The sequence below is a fragment of the Sandarakinorhabdus cyanobacteriorum genome (genome assembly GCF_002251755.1).
Classification (GTDB): domain Bacteria; phylum Pseudomonadota; class Alphaproteobacteria; order Sphingomonadales; family Sphingomonadaceae; genus Sandarakinorhabdus; species Sandarakinorhabdus cyanobacteriorum.
This window is the reverse complement of sequence record NZ_NOXT01000123.1, coordinates 119,718-135,297: the sequence shown is the minus strand read 5'-3', so window position 1 is coordinate 135,297 and position 15,580 is coordinate 119,718. Positions and strand designations below refer to the sequence as shown.

Here is a 15,580-nt window from a genome sequence, read left to right as displayed (position 1 = left end):
GATCAGGCCATCATCTCGGTGTAATAGCTGTAGGCGTCGTCAAGCGTGTCGAACGCGTGCAGCTTGCCGCCCTGCAGCACCACGGCGCGATCGCAATGGCTGCGGATATACCCCGGATCGTGCGACACGATGATCCGCGCCCGGTCGGCGCGCTTGACGAACAATTCCTCGTGGCACTTGGCCTGGAAGCGGCTATCACCCACGGCCACGATCTCGTCGATCAGGAAACAGTCGAATTCGATCACCATCGACAGGGCGAAGGCCAGCCGCGCCTGCATGCCCGACGAATAGCTGCGCACCGGTTCGCGCAGGTACACGCCCAGCTCGCTGAATTCCTCGACATAGGGAATGTGCCGTTCGGTATCGACGCCATAGACGCGGCAGATGAAGCGCAGATTGTCGATGCCGGTCAGCGATGTCTGGAAGGCGCCGGTGAAGGCCAGCGGCCACGAGACCGACATGCGGCGATCGATGGTGCCGGCATCGGGCGTCTCGGCGCCGCTGATGATACGGATCAGCGTGGACTTACCGGCGCCGTTGCGACCGAGGATGCCCACGGATTCGCCGCGGTTGACCTGGAAATCGACGCCCTGCAGCACCCGCACCGGCCCCGATGCGGTTCCATAGGATTTGGAGACGCCCGACAGCCTTATCATTCCGGGCGCACCTGGCTGGCGATGGAGCGCAGCAGCAGAAGGCCGGTCACGCTCAATCCGGCGTTCCATGCGGCCATATAGGTCAGATCATAATGGGCGCGGATCACCGATCCGAAAAAGCCTTCGCGCAGGAATTCGGTGGCGTGCACCATCGGCAGCAGCAGCACCACGTCCTGCCCGATGGGCGGCAGGGAATCGACGAGGAAAGCCGCGCCCGACAGCGGGAACAGCAGATAGGCAGCCGGGTGCCAGATCTTCTCGATGATCTCGCTCTTCCACGACAGCACACCCATCGTCAGCCCCAGGCCAATGCCGAACCAGCCCATCATGAACCAGCCACAGGCGACCTGAAGCACGTCCTCCGGCGGCTTGATCCAGCCCCCAAGCCAAAATACCAGCGTGAGGATGACAAAGGAAATCGTGGTGCCGCCGGCCTCCAGAATCAGCCGGGCGAAGAACACATCGGCAATCTTGACGTTGCGGTGATAAAGTAGCGACAGGTTGGGTTCGATCGCCGAAATACACCGGGTTGGCATCGATCGCCACAGCAGCACCAGAGAATAGCCGGTCAGCGCGAACGCAACGATCGGCAAGTTGGACATGCGGTGGGCTCCCGCTGCCGTCCACAGCGCCGCCACGCCCAAGGTGAACATCATCGGTTCGGCAAACAGCCAGAGGAAGCCGATGTTGTGACGGCCATAGCGAGTGAGGATCTCGCGCATCAGCAAGGCGCCGATGACCCGCCGCTGGATTGCCCAAGCGGCAGCCAGCGAATCGCCGCCACTGTTCATCCCTTGTGTTCCCTGACGCCAGCCAGCAGCATGGACAGGATGCCCCAAGCCACCAGGCCCACGGTCAGCGTGGCCAGGAACCCACGGATGCGACGCGGCTCCATCGCAGCGTCGGGGAGGCTGGGCTGAGCCACGCGTTCCACATAGGCGCTCTGCCGGCGGGCCTCGTTGCGGGCATCCTGCAGGGCGGCCAGCGCGGCGGCAAGCCGGCGATCGCTGTATTCGCGCTGCAGTTGCAAGCGCTGATACTGGACGGCAGTGGCTGAAAGCGATTTGGAATTGCCAGCCACCTGGCCAATCTGTTCATCGATCGCCTTCCGAAGCCCGGCAATGCGGATCTTCAGCAGCGGGATCTGCGGGTTCTGCGCAGCGGCCTCCGACAATTGCAGCAGTTGCATGCGCGCGCCGATCAGCTCGTCCTGCAGCTTTGACACCATTTGCAGCTGCACAGTGCCCTGACGTTCGGGATCAAGGACGCCAGACTGGTTGCGATAGGAGGCCAGTGCCAGGGCCGCATTGCGGGCCTGAATGCGCGCATCCTCCACTTCGCCTTCGGCATAGCGCACCAGATCGCTCTGGCCACGCTGGTTCAGCCGGTTCACCAGAGCCTCAGCCCCTTCGAGCAGGCGGCGGTTAATCGCCTGCGCATCCTGAGGCGAGAAAGCCCGCACGGTCAGCGTGGTGATGCCGGTTTCGGTGTCATATTCGGCACCAACCTTGCCTGAGTAATACAAGTACAACTCTTCGAACGAGCCAGCGATGCCGATCGGATCGAACCGGTTGAACAGGCTGATGTGATCATTGCCCCAGGCCTTGCGGGCCAGGGCGTCACGTTCCAGGCTGCTGAGGGCATCGCGGGATTCGATGAAGCCCTGCGCCGCGCGCACTTCCTCGCTGGCGTTGGAAAAACCGGCCGTGCTGAGCAGCATGCCCAGCCCCGACCGAGCCGGCTTTTCCGGGCTGCGCACGACAAAGCGGCTTTCCGAGATATAGACGTCGGACGCAAGCAAGCCAAAATACAAGCCGGCGAGCAGCGCCGGCACCAGAACCGTGACCCAGAACAGCGGCCCCTGTTTCCGCAACCAGCGCAAGACCAAATTGGGTGCGCGGGCCTCAGTGGACACGCCGCCGGCTGAAGCGTGCAGCTGGCGACTTGAGGGATCAATGGCAATCACGTCCGCCGCGGGGGACAGTGGTTCAGGTTGTGACGTCATGAGGCTGATAAATGATCCTGCTGCGCTGTCGGGCGCCCCGGCTCAAACGGCCTCAACCCGTGCGTAGCGGTCGGAATAGCGGATAATGTCATCCTCGCCTAGATAGTTGCCGATCTGGACTTCCACCATCACCACCGGTTCATCGGTCACATTCTCCAGCCGGTGAATGGCACCGAGGGGGATGAACACGTAGCCGCCGGCACCGATGTCCTGAATGCCGTCATCGATGGTGATGCGGGCATTACCCGACAGGATGATCCAGTGTTCGGCGCGATGGTTATGGGATTGCAGCGACAGCGCCTGATGCGGGCTCACTACGATCTGCTTGACCTGGAAACCTTCCCGCACTGCAACGCTTTCATACCAGCCCCACGGACGATGATCCCGCCGGCCACGATCTGCTTCGGCGCGTTCTCGCTTGCGCAGTTCGTTCACCACCATCGAGAGGCGTTGACTAGACGTGCGCGGCGCAACCAGCACGGCGTCATTGGTGGCCACGACCACCATCTGGTCAAGATCGAGGCCCACCACCATCTGGTCCGGCACTTCGCTGCGAATCATGCTGTCGCGACAGTCAAAGGCCAGACTGTCACCGACGAGCAGATTGCCCTCATCGTCCGGCCCGCCATCGCGCCACACGCTGGCCCAGTCACCCAGATCGCTCCAAGCACCATTGTAGGGCATGACCGCAAGATTGCTCGCCTTTTCCATGATGGCGAAATCGACCGAGATGCTGGTGGCCTGCAGCCAACCACGCTTGCCAAGCAGTAGGAACCCGCCTTCCGTGCGCGCTTCGGCCACAGCATCGTCAACGGCGGCGAGAATGTCCGGTGCATGGGCCCCATAGGCCGCAATGACAGCCCGGACCGACATCAGGAAAATACCCGCGTTCCAGAGATGCCGGCCTGCGTCCACCATGGCCTGCGCCTTGATCGCGTCTGGCTTTTCGACAAAGCGCACGAGCGACTGCGGAACGCCTGCGGCCATGGCCGAAGGATCACTGAGCTCAAGATAGCCATAGCCGGTTTCCGGCCGAACGGGGCGGATGCCGAACGTGACCAGATCGCCCGCGGCAGCACGATCGGCTGCAGCAGCAACCGCAGCCCGGAAGCCCTCGCCGTCCGGAATCCGGTGATCGGACGGCAGCACCAGCATGAGCGCGTCGGAATCAACGCTGTGCAGGTGCAGGGCTGCGGACAACACTGCCGGCGCCGTGTTGCGGGCGTCCGGCTCCACGATGATGACACCCGGAGCGCGCTCGATGCGGCCCATCTGCTCCATAACCCGGAAACGCTGATCGGCGCCGGTGACCACAACAGGGGCGGCAAACGCCTCGGCGTCGACCATGCGGATCGCATGCTGGAACAGGCTATAGCCGTCGATCACCATGGCGAATTGCTTGGGCTGGTTGCGGCGCGAGGTGGGCCACAGGCGCGTGCCGGCACCACCGCAAAGGATGACGGGGTGGATCTTGGGTCCGGTCATATCGGGCATCCTTCCAAATCAGGCGTCCGTCGTGATCGTGTGCAGGCACCGCTCGAAAATGGCGCTGATGGCAAGCCCAGCCGTTCCCGCACGTTGTCTCTTCATCCCAATCAACGTTTCAAACGCGCTTCTCATTTCCTGCTCAAAGCGGCCACAGCACCGATGCCCCGGTTCCGATCCTGTCGCACTGCGGCACATGGAGTGCCGGTAGGCTCTCCTACGCCCAGAATGTGACAGTTCGACTCGCACTGTCATCCCCGCCAGTGGTTGACCCACATCGCCGGCGGAACCTTGTCTCGCGTCCCAAGCCTGGCTGCATGACCATCTCGTAAGGCAGAATGCGGTTCTATAGGGCATCGGTTGCAGTCGTCAAGTGGACGAACGACCGCCCGAGCTGCGCCGTTTTCGGTTTGCCGCGAATAGGCTTCGGTTACCCGAAATTGCGTCAAAGTCTTGTCAACAGGCGCCCTGGTGACGTCCGGTGAGGGTTTTGACAAGCCACGCCAGTGATGCCATGGGCCATGGCCGTTGCAGCGCTCTAGACGTCAGGACCACCGGATCCGGTCCGAATGGCTGGCTTGAGCCTGGCAAGACGCGCGAAGGCCCCATGCCAACCAGTCGAGTAACCATGACATCGCCGATCTTCTCTCGCAGCCTGCTGTTGTCTCTGCTGGCCGGATTGACGCTGAGCGCGTGCCAGCCATTCGGGCCCGGGCGCCAAGCCGTCCTGCGGGGCGGGTCGGTTCCGGCCGGACCTGATCAACAGGCGAGCCCGATCAAGGTCGTCCAGGTGCGTGGTGACATGGCGGCCCAGTTAAAGGCGCCAGCCCCCTGGCCAGCCTTTGCCGATGTGCTGGCCGGCGCCCTGCCGGTGGGCACCGTGGTGGGTGTGGGTGATGCCCTGGAAGTCACCATCTGGGAGGCACCGCCCGCCACGCTCTTCGGCGGACCCGCATCCGATACCCGCATCGGCACGGCGATCAACACGGCACGGCCGAGCACCCTGCCGGAATTGCTGGTCAGCCCCGACGGCACCATCAACGTGCCCTTTGCCGGCGCCGTACCGGCCGGCGGTCGCACCTTGCGGGACATCGAAACCGACATCGTTCGCCGCCTGCGTGGCCGCGCCAATGCGCCCCAGGTGCTGGTCCGTCTGGTGCGCAACGCCACGGCAACCGTGACCGTGGTTGGCGAGGTTGGCCAATCGGCGCGCCTGCCGCTTACGCCGCGCGGCGAGCGGCTGCTGGACGCGCTGGCCCAGGTAGGCGGCGTAAAGCCGCCCGTCAACCTTACAACCATTCAGGTCACCCGCGCTGGCCGGATCCATCGCATGGCTCTCAGCGACATCATCGAGCGCGGCGACAACAACATCGTGCTGGCCAAGGATGATGTGGTGACTGCACTGCACCAACCCTACAGCTTCACGGTGCTTGGCGCTGCGGGCCGCAACGATGAGATTCGCTTTGAAGCGATGGGCATCACATTGTCCCAGGCGCTCGGCCGCATTGGGGGCCTGCAGGATGGGCGGGCCAACCCGCGCGGTGTCTTCCTGTTCCGCTGGGAAGACCCGGAAACGCCAGGTGGCCAGCGCGTCCCGGTCATCTACAGCTTCGATCTGAAGGATCCGGCGGTCTATTTCCTCGCCCAGCAGTTCCGCATGAGCGACAAGGATCTGGTCTACATCACCAATGCCCCGATCGCCGAACTGCAGCGGTTCGTGGGCATCGTTTCCCAAACGATCCTGCCGATCGCAACGGTGACGACGGTGGTCCAGCAGCAGGACTGACCAACCGCCAATGCGCGACAATGATGCGCCCTATCTGCTGGATGTGTCGCGGATGCTGTGGCGGCGCTGGTCCGGGGTGCGCCCGACCGGCATCGATCGCATCTGCATGGCCTGGCTGGCGCATTTCGGCGATCGTGCGCAGGCCACGCTGCTCCATCGTCACGGTCGCCACGTACTGGGCGTGGCAGCCTCGCGCGCCCTGTTCCGGTCGCTCGGCCAGCCCGAAGACCCACCGGCGTCGCTGTCCTGGCAGCGCCTGCAGCTGGCATCTTGGTTCCTGCGTCATGGCCCCGGCAATTGGCGTTCCTTGCCGGGCCGCGGACGCCTGTGGCTGAATGTGGGCCACACCGGGCTGGATCTGCCCGGCCTGGCTGACTGGGTCGCTGCCGCCAAGGTCAGGCCCGTCTTGATGGTGCATGATCTGATCCCGATCACTCATCCCGAATATTGCCGGGCTGGCGAAGCTGATCGCCACCATGCCCGCATGACGGCGGCTTTGGCCATTGCCGGCGCGATCATCGGCAACAGCCAGGACACAATCGACACGCTGGCGCAATTTGCCGCCGGTCAGGCAAAGCAGCTGCCACCCACGCTGGTGGCCTGGCCAGGCACCCCTCACCTGCCTGTGCCGATGCAGCGGGTTGATCGCAATGACTTCATCATCCTGGGCACCATCGAAGGCCGAAAGAATCACGCGCTGCTGCTGGATTTATGGGCTCATCTGTTGGCGCAATATGGCGAGGACGCACCACGGCTGCTTATCATCGGCCGGCGGGGCTGGGCATGTGAAGACGTGCTGGCGCGGCTGGATGCCGGTGGCTTCGGCAGCCGCGTGTGCGAGACAGGGGCGCTGGATGATGCCGGCATTGCCGATCGGCTGGCTGGCGCGCGCGCCTTGCTCTTCCCCAGCTGGGCCGAGGGCTATGGCCTGCCGCTGGCAGAGGCATTGGCCGCCAACGTACCCGTCATCGCGTCAGACCTGCCGGTGTTCCGCGAAATCGGCCAGGGCGTTCCCATCCTGCTGCCGCCCGATGATGTTGCGGCATGGCGTGCGGCCATCATGGCCTATGCCCTGCCCGGCAGCACTGCCCGCGCCGACCAGTTGGATCGGCTTAAGCATTATCGCGCCCCTGACTGGCAGAGCCATTTCAGCCGGGTTGAGGGTTTTCTACACCAGCTGGGCGGCTGAACAGCTCAGCCGGGAAACCGCTCCGCGACCAATGCAAGGCTGCGGCCGTTCATGGCTGCTGCGACCGAAGGTGATTCCGCTTCGGTGTAGCAGCGCAGCTCCGGGGCATTGCCGGACCCACGCAAGTGGATGACGCGGCCGTTGGCGAACAGCATCCGCACGCCATCGGTGAGGTTGACCTGTTCCAGCGCGGCGCCGGTAATCGGACCAAAAGTCGCGGCGAGCCGTGCATCCCGCTCCGCCACGTCAGGCGGCAACAGCCAGTCCATAAGCGCGTCGCGGCGGCCGGCCGCAAAATCCGGCAGCCTGTCACTGTGGGTCACGCCGGGCGGAAGAGCGCGGACAAGCGCTGCCAGACCCCGCGTGCCGGCGGCGACTAACGCCGCCACGATTGGCAACACCGCATCACGGGTGGGCAGTGCCGGCAGCGTGCGGCCGTTGATCACCGCATCACTGCCCAGCAGGAAGCCCCCATTGGCCTCATAGCCACACACAACCTGGCCATCGGCGCGCGCCTGATCCATCGCCGCGATCACATAGGGTGATCCAATGCGCGTGCGTTCGACGCGGGTGAACGCCGGAATACGTTCAACAACATTGTTGCTGGAAACCGGCGTCACCACCACATCGGCGCCCAGCATGCGGGCGCAGAGCAGGCCAAGAATGTCGCCCCGCAGCCATTCCCCATGCTCGTCGGCAAGCAGCGGGCGATCACTGTCGCCATCCGTGGATGCGATGGCATCACAGCCATGGTCTGCCGCCCACTGCCGCGCCAGCGCCTGGTCCTCGGCGCGCACCGCTTCCGTGTCGACCGGGATGAAGCGTTCCGATCGGCCCAGTGGGAGCACTTCGGCACCCAATCCGGCCAGAATCTGAACCAGCACATCGCGACCGACGGCCGAATGCTGGTAAATGCCAATCCGGCGACCGGCCAGGGCGACGGGTCCGAAGACATCGACATAACGGGCGACGTAGGCGGTGGCGACATCGATCGGGGTAGGCAGGGGCGCCGCATCGATCATGGCGCCAGCCTCATCCCACTGCCTCGACGTCTGATCGACGATTTGTCGGGCCATGCCGGCTTCATCCGCCTTCAGCACCTCGCCATCGGGTCTGAAGAACTTGATGCCGTTGCGATCATCCGGGATATGGCTGCCGGTGACCATGAGAGACGGAATTCGGCGGGCAAAGGCAGCCGCCGCCAACGCGGGGGTCGGCTGATAACCGCAGAACAAGGGCAGGCCGCCAGCATCGCGGACGGCAGCGGCACAGGCCGCCAGGATTCGCGGCGTCGACGGTCGCAAATCACCGGCCAGCGCAACCTGCATGCCCGGGCGCCACGCCCCGACTTCCTGGAGAAACCCGAGGAAACCAGTGGTGTAGGCATGGCACACGCGGTCGCTCATCGCCGTCACCAGGCCGCGCGCGCCGCTGGTTCCAAAGGCCACGCCGCTTGCGTTCATACAGTCGGCGACTGTTCTCGTCATCAGTGGTTCCTGCAAAAAACGAGCTTTGCCCGCGTCCCTTCTTGTGTCCGGACCATCTGGTCCGACCAGAACCACGCCTGGCTTATGCCTGCGTTGACGGCACCGGTTCCACGCCGGTGATCCGGCCATGCACCAGATCTTGATAATCCTGCGCCATCTGCAGCGTTTCAGGGCCGACCTGGAAGTTCCAGGGGCCGATTTCGGCCAGCGGGGTCACTTCGGCGGCGGAGCCGGTGAGGAAGGCTTGGCTGAAGCTGCCGAGTTCTTCCGGCCAGATGGCGCGTTCGATCACCTTGATGCCGCGGCGTTGGGCGAGCGCGATGATGCTGCGGCGGGTGATGCCATCGAGGAAGCAGTCGGGCGTTGGCGTGTGGAGTTCGCCATCCTTCCAGAAGAAGATGTTGGCGCCAGTCGCTTCGGCCACCTGGCCGCGCCAGTCGAGCATCAGGGCATCGTTGTAGCCGTCATTCTCCGCCTTGTGCTTGGAGAGGGTGCAGATCATGTAGAGGCCGGCCGCCTTGGCGCGCACCGGTGCGGTGTAGGGGGCCGGGCGGCGCCACGGCGCGATGGTGAGGCGCAGGCCCTTCTTCAGCGCTTCGGGGCCGAAATACGCACCCCATTCCCAGCAGGCCACCGCCATGTGCGCCTTGGTCTTCTGTGCCGAAACGCCCATCTGCTCGCTGCCGCGCCAGGCGACCGGGCGCACATAGGCGTTGGTGAGATTGTTGGCCGCCAGCGTGGCCCTGCAGGCCTCGTCAATCTCGGCGACCGTCCAGGGCAGCGGGAAGCCCATGATGTTGGCCGAATCGATCAGGCGCTGCGAATGGGCCGACAGGGCATAGATATGGCCGCCATAGGCGCGCGCGCCCTCGAACACCGCGCTGGCATAATGCAGACCGTGGGTGAGGATATGGACATTGGCCTCGCGCCAATCCACCAACTGGCCATCCATCCAGATCTGACCGTTGCGATCATCGAAGCCGGCGTCCATGGCACTTCCTCTTCCTGACAAGCTTGCAATTTTTTGGCTGGCAGCAGGCAACCGGCGAAACAAACGAACCCTGAGCGGGTTGCTGGCTGGCCGGTTGTTGCGTCAACCGCTTGCCTTGCCATACGCCTTGTGGCAGATATGTCAACATGACTGTCCCAAATATCAGCGCCGCTGCCACACCATTGCGGGTGACCCCGGCCTCGCCGCTGTTCCTGCGCGAGGATGAGATCAGGCGGGGCATCGAGCTGCTCTATTTCGGCTATACCGCGATGATCCGCGGCGCCGACGCCATTTTGGAAGCGCAGGGCCTGGGCCGGGCCCACCACCGCGCGCTCTATTTCATTGCCCGGCAGCCGGGCCTGAGCGTGGGCGAGCTGATCGGCCTGCTGGGCATCACCAAGCAGTCCTTGGGCCGGGTTTTGACCGATTTGCAGGCCCGCGAACTCGTGGAGCAGGCAGTCGGAATCAACGATCGCCGCCAGCGCCTGTTGCGGCTGACCACGGCTGGTGCGGCCCTCGAAGCGCGACTGTTTGCCGAGCTGGAACGATCAATGGCGCGCGCCTATGGCGAGGCCGGGCAGCAGGCGGTGACGGGGTTCTGGGCCGTGTTGATGGGTTTGGTGCCGCCCGAAGACCGGCCGCGCGTGGAAGCGTTGCAGGATTAGCGTTCGGGCAACGCCTTCAGATAATCGAACAGGGCGCGGCGTTCGGCATCGGTCATCGGCGCCAGGCGTTCGCGGCCAACGGAAGTCATCAATCGCAGCTCGCGCCCATCCGGTGGACGGCCCGTGGTGGTGAGCCTGACAAAGGCCGGCCAATCATAGACCTGGATTGCGTCGATCAGGGCGGGCGTGAAGCCCGGATTGCCGCCGAGGCCATGGTTGTGACATTCAGCGCAGGCCAGCCGGGTGAAATAGGGTCCCCAGGCAGGCGTGCCGGGTGCCGGTGCAATCTCAGGCCCGCGGTCATTGGCCCGCACCAGCGCGACATTGGCCACAAGTTCGCCGGTGGCCGCGGCATAGGCCTTGAACAGGCGGTGGTGGATGGTGACGGGCTGCGCATCGGGCGCGGCCGGCAATTGTTTCAAATGGGCGTGGATGGCCGCAATCTCGCTGTCGGCCATGGCGGCAAAATGTTCGGATGGCATCGCCCAACTGATGCTGGTGCCATCGGGCCGCACGCCGCGGCGCACGGCGCGGGCAAAGCCCTCCAACCCCCAAGTGCGCGCCCGCTGCCGCAGATTGGGAGCGATGATGCCGTAAAAATCCGACCCGGTCAGCGCCTTGCCGTGGCAGCCGTTGCAGCCATAAATCGCGACCAGCCGGGCACCCAGTGCCACATCACCCGGCCCGCCGGCGACGGCTTCTGGCAAGGCGCCCACATCCCGCAACAAGATCCGGTTGCCGGCCCATAACAGCGCACCGCCAGCGCCGACGGCGAGCAGTGCCGCAGCCGCCACGCCAGCAGCCGTGATTCGGAGCCATGGTTGCATCGGCCGTTCTCCCCCGATCGCGGAGGCTAACGGCAAATACGGCCCGCGTCAGCCCAGTTCGCGCGAACGGGCAGCGGCTGCGGCGACCACCCGTTCGAGCAACGGTGTCAACGCCGGCATGAGCACCGAGAGCCCGGCCGCTGTGGTGCCCCCTGGTGAGGTGACGCGCTCGCGCAAGGTCGCGGCGGAACTGGCGCCATCCTGGGCGGCGAGGGCGGCGGCGCCAATCAGCGTCTGCCGCGCCAGCCGCATCGCCATGGCAGGCGCGAGGCCGGCCGCTTCGCCGGCAGCGGCCAGCGCTTCGATGAAATGGAAGACATAGGCCGGGCCGGAGCCTGACAGGGCGGTGACCGCATCGAACTGGTCTTCCTCGGTGAGCCACACGGTTTGCCCGACCGGCTGGAACAGCGCTTCGGCGGCGCCCTGCACGATGTCGCCATCGCGGGTGAACAGGGCGGTGGCCCCCTGCCCCACGGCCGCCGGCGTATTGGGCATGGCGCGCACGATGCCTGCACCGGGGAAAAGCCGGGCCAGATCCTCGGTCTTCACGCCGGCCATGACGGAGATGACGAGGGTGAGCGGCCCCAACCGGCCAGCCAGCGGCAGCACGGCCTGGGCCCAGGCCTGCGGCTTCACGGCCAGCACGACAATATCGGGTTTGCCGGTCGCCGGTGGGCGCGGCAGCGCTTCCACGCCATCGGGCAGGTTGCGGGCCGCCGGATCGATCACGGCCACCGGGCCCAGGCCCTCATCCAGCCAGCGCCGCAACAGCGCGCCGCCCATGTTGCCACAACCGATCAGCCAGATCGGCGCCCCCGCACCATCCGTCATCGATCAGGCTTCGCCGGCGGTTTCAAGCAGCGCCGAAGCCAGCGCTTCGGCCGGGGCCTGGCCCGCGAGCAGCACGAGCTGGAACACCGGATAGTAACGCTCGAATTCCTCGACCGCGGCATCGGTGAGGATTTCCGCCTGGGCGGCCGACAGATCGCCCCCATCGGCGGCATCATCATCAGCCAGCAGGGTGGCATGGCGGAACAGCACCGCGCCGTCGGCCGACCACAGCTCGAAATGGCCCATCCACAGCTGCTCGTTGATCAGGCCGATCACTTCATAGATGGCGGCACGCTGATGGTCAGCCACGGAGAGGTCGCCGCGCGCGATGATCTGCAGCACGCGATCCTCGTCCCGCCACAGCGCCCGCAGTTGATAGGTGGTCCAGCCGCCCTTGATGGTGGTGATGATTTCCTCGTCACCCAGCCGTTCCGATGCCCAGCCATTGGCATCGAACAGCTGTTCCAGCATATCGATCGGGGCCGGTTCCGGTCCGGCAAATTCCATGTCGGGAAAGCTCATCTCGCCCCTCCCTTACAGCCTTGTATGGAGGCTGGGCAAGCCTTGCCGATTCGGCAAGGGGGCTGCACGCAATATCCTGTGGATATCAGGCCTGATCGCCACCAGATTTGGCGGCCAGTTCGGCCTTCAGTGCGGCAACTTCGGCCTTCAGCTGCTCCACCGCCTCGCGCGCGGCCATGGCAACCGCCTTCACCGCATCAAATTCATCGCGGCTGATATCGGCAGCGCCAACGAAATCCTTCATGCGGTCGCGGGCCGCGCCCGACAATTCCTTGGTGGCGCCCGCCAGCGTGCCCATGGCGGCGGTGGCAACCTTGGACAGGTCTTCAAACAGCTTGTTGTCGTTCTGCATGGATCAGATTCCGATCTGCATGGCATCGGCCATGGGGTTGAGCATCAGGATGGAAACATTGAGCCCGGTGGCAAAGCACAGCCAGCCCAGATAGGGCAGCAGCAGCCAGCCGGCCAGCCGGTTGACCCGGAAAAAGGCCCAGGCGGTGGCCAGCGCCACGACCAGCATCGCGATGATGATGCCCAGCGCCGCGCTGATCATGTGGAGCTTGAAGAACACCGGTGACCAGGTGAGATTGATGGCGAGCCCGACGGCAAACAGGGCAATGGCCAGCCGCTTGCCCTTGGCTTCGCGCGTGCCCCACACCATGGCCAACGCCAGGCCGAGCAATGTGTAGAGAATGGCCCAGGCGATGCCGAACAGCGGCCCCGGCGGCTGCAGGGCCGGCAGGGTGAGCGACTGGTACCAGGGATTGGCTTCGGTGGAACCGGCAATGCGGGCCACAAGGCCGCCACCGAACAAGATGCCGGGCACGGCCACCAGTGCGGCGCGCGCAAATCTGCCGGTCGAAAACCAGGGTTCGGGCACGAACTCGACAGAATCGGCAACGCTCATCACCAACAAATGTAGCCGCTTTGGCGGCAATCTTCTATCCCGCAGCCATGGCCAGTGATGCCGCAGAAAGCCGCTGTTGGCTGTGCCACCGGCCCTTGGGGGCGCGGGTGGAATGGCATCACCCCTTGCCACGCGCCAAGGGCGGCCGCAGCGTGGTGGCGCTGCACCCCATTTGCCACCGCGCCATCCATGCCAATTTCAGCAATGCCCAGTTGGCCCGCATCGGTGCGGACCGCGATACACTGCTGGCCAATACCGATCTGGCCGTTTTTCTGGCCTGGGTGGCGGGCAAACCGCCGGATTTCCACGCGCCGACGCGTTCGAAGAAGCGTTAGCCGCGCTGGGCCGCAATCAGGAATTCCACATTGCCTTCCGGGCCGGTGATCGGGCTGGGGGTGATGCCGGCGACCTGCCAGCCCTCGCCGGCCAGCCAGGTGGACACCTCATCGCAAACCCGTGAATGCACTGCCGGGTCACGCACGACGCCGCCCTTGCCCACCTCGGCCCGGCCCGCCTCGAACTGCGGCTTGATCAGGGCGAGCAGTCGCGCACCCGGTTTGGCAAAGCCCAGCGGCACTGCCAGCACCTTGGCGAGGCTGATGAAGCTGGCATCGCAGACGATCAGATCAACCGGCTCCGGGATGTGCGTGGCCGTGAGCAGCCGGGCCGACAATTGTTCCAGCACCACCACCCGCGCATCCTGGCGCAGCTTCCACGCCAGCTGGTTGGTGCCCGAATCGACCGCATAGACCCGCGACGCACCGCGGGCCAGCAACACATCGGTAAATCCGCCGGTGGAACTGCCGACATCGATGGTGACCGCCCCTGTCACATCCCAGCCGAAATGCGTCAGGCCATGATCCAGCTTGATGCCGCCGCGCGACACCCAGGGATGATCCCGCCCCTTCAGCTCCAGCGGTGCATCGTCTGCCAGCAGGTCGCCGGCCTTGGCGATCTTCCTGTCGCCGGAAAACACCAGGCCGGCCATGATCAGCGCCTGCGCCCGTGCCCGGCTTTCGACCAGCCCGCGCGCCACCAGCAACTGGTCAACCCGCGCCTTTGCCGATCCGGTTTTCACCACGCCTTCTGCAGCTCCACCACCATCACCTCGATCGGGTCCTTGCCGATGTTGATGTCCTGGTGCTGGGTCTTGGGATTGGCGGGCAGCCAATAGGCCTTGCCGGTTTCCCACACGGCGATGTCGCTCTTGTCCGGCGCCGGGCCGGTTTCCTCGAGGATGTGCATCGTGCCGCCCTTCAGCGCGATGATCACGCGCGGATGATCATGGCGGTGCAGCGGCAGCGGATTGCCCGGCATGATCAGGCTTTTCCACACCTTCACTTCCGTGTTGGCGAACTGCGGCGTGCGCATGGTGGTGGGCGCCGCGCCCTGCGCCACGGCCAGCCCGGCGCCAAAGCCCGCCAGCGCCATCGCCGCCCCGATTGCCCAGATATGCTTGCTCATTTCCTGTCCCCTGCCTGCTCTGCGCCCAAGCCTATCGCAGCGGGCGCCGCGCCGCCAGCGGGCGGCACCGGGCGGTGCATCACCAGCGCCGACAGCGCCAGCCAGGTTATGAACATGATGGCATAGGGCCATTTGCGCGGCAGCAGCCGAGCAACCAGCAGGGTGGCGGCCGCCGTGCCGGCCAGCGCATAGAGCGCCGATGCCGCCGCCCGCGTGCCGGTGCCCAGCAAGGCGGTGTTCAGCGCCATGCTCGCCCACTGCGCCGGCAGCAGGGCCAGCAGCCAGGCCGGCAACACGCCGGGCAATGTGGCCGTGGCCACCAGGGTTGCCGCCTCACCAGCGACGACAAACAGGGCCATCAACCAGCCCCGCGCACCCAGCGCCCGCGAAAACAGAAAACCGCGCGCGGCAAAGCTAAGGCTGGCCATCAGCACCGCAAGCCCGGTTGAAAAGGGGTGCGGCAATGGCCCGAAGCCGGCGCTGCGCAGCAGCAGCACCAGCCCCAGGCCGGCCAGCACGGCAATGCCATAGCCGGTCCAGAACCGGCCCGCCGCCGCAGCGCCGATCATGCCGATCGCCATCAGGCCGGCTGCCAGCACCGGCGCGCCCACGCCGGCCACGCCCGCTGGCCCAACCAGCAGCAGCGCGGCCGCCGGCATCGCGACCCCGGCCAGCAGCGCCACGGCCCAGGCGGGGCGGTTCTTTGCAATTTCGTTCATGCCTTGCCCTTACGGCGGGCAGCACCCGCCTGTCGAGGCTGCCGGC

At 65.4% G+C, this 15,580-nt stretch carries 18 protein-coding genes; 4 read left to right on the top strand and 14 right to left on the bottom strand.

The features are described 5' to 3' along the window. Nucleotides 1-2: 2 nt before the first annotated feature. From CHU93_RS14675 to CHU93_RS14660, 4 genes are all read right to left on the bottom strand, one after another. A complete protein-coding gene (locus CHU93_RS14675; protein WP_094474898.1) occupies nt 3-656 on the bottom strand; it encodes an ABC transporter ATP-binding protein in 654 nt (217 codons plus the stop codon). After that, complete coding sequence (locus tag CHU93_RS14670; protein WP_094474897.1) at nt 653-1,447, bottom strand: ABC transporter permease; 795 nt, start codon at nt 1,445-1,447, stop codon at nt 653-655. Before CHU93_RS14670 ends, CHU93_RS14675 begins: the two co-directional genes overlap by 4 nt. Then, nucleotides 1,444-2,457 carry a KpsE/RkpR family capsule polysaccharide export protein gene (locus tag CHU93_RS14665; RefSeq protein ID WP_243375702.1) on the bottom strand — a complete coding sequence of 338 codons (1,014 nt, stop codon included), beginning with the start codon at nt 2,455-2,457 and terminating at the stop codon, nt 1,444-1,446. The genes CHU93_RS14670 and CHU93_RS14665 overlap by 4 nt, the downstream gene beginning before the upstream one ends. Before the next feature lie 246 nt (nt 2,458-2,703). Then, nucleotides 2,704-4,146 (bottom strand): mannose-1-phosphate guanylyltransferase/mannose-6-phosphate isomerase, encoded by a 1,443-nt coding sequence (locus CHU93_RS14660; RefSeq protein ID WP_207759291.1) that lies wholly within the window; start codon nt 4,144-4,146, stop codon nt 2,704-2,706. Between the two features lie 802 nt (nt 4,147-4,948). On the opposite strand from CHU93_RS14660, the gene CHU93_RS14655 reads away from it, so the two are divergent. Then, nucleotides 4,949-5,932: a polysaccharide biosynthesis/export family protein gene (locus tag CHU93_RS14655; RefSeq protein WP_243375701.1), complete on the top strand. Its 984-nt coding sequence runs from the start codon at nt 4,949-4,951 to the stop codon at nt 5,930-5,932. Between the two features lie 10 nt (nt 5,933-5,942). Further along, complete coding sequence (locus CHU93_RS14650; protein ID WP_094474894.1) at nt 5,943-7,121, top strand: glycosyltransferase; 1,179 nt, start codon at nt 5,943-5,945, stop codon at nt 7,119-7,121. Between the two features lie 5 nt (nt 7,122-7,126). On the opposite strand, the gene CHU93_RS14645 is transcribed toward CHU93_RS14650, so the two are convergent. Both CHU93_RS14645 and CHU93_RS14640 read right to left on the bottom strand, forming a co-directional pair. Further along, the gene (locus tag CHU93_RS14645) at nt 7,127-8,737 is read right to left on the bottom strand and encodes a phosphomannomutase (protein WP_341476590.1); all 1,611 of its coding nucleotides are present in this window, start codon (nt 8,735-8,737) and stop codon (nt 7,127-7,129) included. Then, entirely contained in the window at nt 8,691-9,599 is a 909-nt protein-coding gene (locus tag CHU93_RS14640; RefSeq protein WP_094474892.1) for a branched-chain amino acid aminotransferase, read from the bottom strand. The genes CHU93_RS14645 and CHU93_RS14640 overlap by 47 nt, the downstream gene beginning before the upstream one ends. Nucleotides 9,600-9,745: 146 nt before the next feature. Between CHU93_RS14640 and CHU93_RS14635 the strand changes: the two genes are divergently transcribed. After that, entirely contained in the window at nt 9,746-10,264 is a 519-nt protein-coding gene (locus CHU93_RS14635; protein ID WP_094474891.1) for a MarR family winged helix-turn-helix transcriptional regulator, read from the top strand. Here the strand turns inward: CHU93_RS14635 and CHU93_RS14630 are convergent. The 5 genes from CHU93_RS14630 to CHU93_RS14610 all read right to left on the bottom strand — a co-directional run bounded on the left by CHU93_RS14630 (nt 10,261) and on the right by CHU93_RS14610 (nt 13,351). Next, nucleotides 10,261-11,091: a c-type cytochrome gene (locus CHU93_RS14630; RefSeq protein ID WP_094474890.1), complete on the bottom strand. Its 831-nt coding sequence runs from the start codon at nt 11,089-11,091 to the stop codon at nt 10,261-10,263. The two genes, CHU93_RS14635 and CHU93_RS14630, sit on opposite strands and share 4 nt — an antisense overlap. 48 nt (nt 11,092-11,139) lie before the next feature. After that, the gene (gene proC / locus CHU93_RS14625; RefSeq protein ID WP_094474889.1) at nt 11,140-11,922 is read right to left on the bottom strand and encodes a pyrroline-5-carboxylate reductase; all 783 of its coding nucleotides are present in this window, start codon (nt 11,920-11,922) and stop codon (nt 11,140-11,142) included. 3 nt (nt 11,923-11,925) lie between these two features. Then, nucleotides 11,926-12,444: a type III secretion system chaperone family protein gene (locus CHU93_RS14620; RefSeq protein WP_086116487.1), complete on the bottom strand. Its 519-nt coding sequence runs from the start codon at nt 12,442-12,444 to the stop codon at nt 11,926-11,928. Between the two features lie 85 nt (nt 12,445-12,529). Beyond that, nucleotides 12,530-12,796 carry an accessory factor UbiK family protein gene (locus CHU93_RS14615; RefSeq protein WP_086116488.1) on the bottom strand — a complete coding sequence of 89 codons (267 nt, stop codon included), beginning with the start codon at nt 12,794-12,796 and terminating at the stop codon, nt 12,530-12,532. A gap of 3 nt (nt 12,797-12,799) precedes the next feature. Then, nucleotides 12,800-13,351: a TspO/MBR family protein gene (locus CHU93_RS14610; protein ID WP_094474888.1), complete on the bottom strand. Its 552-nt coding sequence runs from the start codon at nt 13,349-13,351 to the stop codon at nt 12,800-12,802. A 47-nt stretch (nt 13,352-13,398) separates the two neighbouring features. Here CHU93_RS14610 and CHU93_RS14605 point away from each other — a divergent pair, with 47 nt between their 5' ends. Beyond that, nucleotides 13,399-13,686 carry an HNH endonuclease gene (locus CHU93_RS14605; RefSeq protein WP_094474887.1) on the top strand — a complete coding sequence of 96 codons (288 nt, stop codon included), beginning with the start codon at nt 13,399-13,401 and terminating at the stop codon, nt 13,684-13,686. Here CHU93_RS14605 and CHU93_RS14600 read toward each other — a convergent pair. Genes CHU93_RS14600 through CHU93_RS14590 form a run of 3 tightly spaced genes read right to left on the bottom strand, consistent with a single transcriptional unit; the run spans nt 13,683 to nt 15,534 of the window. Beyond that, complete coding sequence (locus tag CHU93_RS14600; protein ID WP_094474950.1) at nt 13,683-14,429, bottom strand: TlyA family RNA methyltransferase; 747 nt, start codon at nt 14,427-14,429, stop codon at nt 13,683-13,685. The genes CHU93_RS14605 and CHU93_RS14600 overlap by 4 nt on opposite strands. Beyond that, nucleotides 14,426-14,815 carry a cupin domain-containing protein gene (locus tag CHU93_RS14595; RefSeq protein ID WP_094474886.1) on the bottom strand — a complete coding sequence of 130 codons (390 nt, stop codon included), beginning with the start codon at nt 14,813-14,815 and terminating at the stop codon, nt 14,426-14,428. The genes CHU93_RS14600 and CHU93_RS14595 overlap by 4 nt, the downstream gene beginning before the upstream one ends. Continuing rightward, nucleotides 14,812-15,534 carry a hypothetical protein gene (locus CHU93_RS14590; protein WP_207759290.1) on the bottom strand — a complete coding sequence of 241 codons (723 nt, stop codon included), beginning with the start codon at nt 15,532-15,534 and terminating at the stop codon, nt 14,812-14,814. Before CHU93_RS14590 ends, CHU93_RS14595 begins: the two co-directional genes overlap by 4 nt. Nucleotides 15,535-15,580: the final 46 nt, after the last annotated feature.

What these genes read in the sequence shown, in the direction of transcription:
- CHU93_RS14675 (WP_094474898.1), bottom strand. Translation starts at nt 656, where the DNA reads ATGATAAGGCTGTCGGGCGTCTCCAAATCCTATGGAACCGCATCGGGG.
- CHU93_RS14670 (WP_094474897.1), bottom strand. Translation starts at nt 1,447, where the DNA reads ATGAACAGTGGCGGCGATTCGCTGGCTGCCGCTTGGGCAATCCAGCGG.
- CHU93_RS14660 (WP_207759291.1), bottom strand. Translation starts at nt 4,146, where the DNA reads ATGACCGGACCCAAGATCCACCCCGTCATCCTTTGCGGTGGTGCCGGC.
- CHU93_RS14655 (WP_243375701.1), top strand. Translation starts at nt 4,949, where the DNA reads ATGGCGGCCCAGTTAAAGGCGCCAGCCCCCTGGCCAGCCTTTGCCGAT.
- CHU93_RS14650 (WP_094474894.1), top strand. Translation starts at nt 5,943, where the DNA reads ATGCGCGACAATGATGCGCCCTATCTGCTGGATGTGTCGCGGATGCTG.
- CHU93_RS14645 (WP_341476590.1), bottom strand. Translation starts at nt 8,737, where the DNA reads ATGGCCGGATCACCGGCGTGGAACCGGTGCCGTCAACGCAGGCATAAG.
- CHU93_RS14640 (WP_094474892.1), bottom strand. Translation starts at nt 9,599, where the DNA reads ATGGACGCCGGCTTCGATGATCGCAACGGTCAGATCTGGATGGATGGC.
- CHU93_RS14635 (WP_094474891.1), top strand. Translation starts at nt 9,746, where the DNA reads ATGACTGTCCCAAATATCAGCGCCGCTGCCACACCATTGCGGGTGACC.
- CHU93_RS14630 (WP_094474890.1), bottom strand. Translation starts at nt 11,091, where the DNA reads ATGCAACCATGGCTCCGAATCACGGCTGCTGGCGTGGCGGCTGCGGCA.
- proC (WP_094474889.1), bottom strand. Translation starts at nt 11,922, where the DNA reads ATGACGGATGGTGCGGGGGCGCCGATCTGGCTGATCGGTTGTGGCAAC.
- CHU93_RS14620 (WP_086116487.1), bottom strand. Translation starts at nt 12,444, where the DNA reads ATGAGCTTTCCCGACATGGAATTTGCCGGACCGGAACCGGCCCCGATC.
- CHU93_RS14615 (WP_086116488.1), bottom strand. Translation starts at nt 12,796, where the DNA reads ATGCAGAACGACAACAAGCTGTTTGAAGACCTGTCCAAGGTTGCCACC.
- CHU93_RS14610 (WP_094474888.1), bottom strand. Translation starts at nt 13,351, where the DNA reads ATGAGCGTTGCCGATTCTGTCGAGTTCGTGCCCGAACCCTGGTTTTCG.
- CHU93_RS14605 (WP_094474887.1), top strand. Translation starts at nt 13,399, where the DNA reads ATGGCCAGTGATGCCGCAGAAAGCCGCTGTTGGCTGTGCCACCGGCCC.
- CHU93_RS14595 (WP_094474886.1), bottom strand. Translation starts at nt 14,815, where the DNA reads ATGAGCAAGCATATCTGGGCAATCGGGGCGGCGATGGCGCTGGCGGGC.
- CHU93_RS14590 (WP_207759290.1), bottom strand. Translation starts at nt 15,534, where the DNA reads ATGAACGAAATTGCAAAGAACCGCCCCGCCTGGGCCGTGGCGCTGCTG.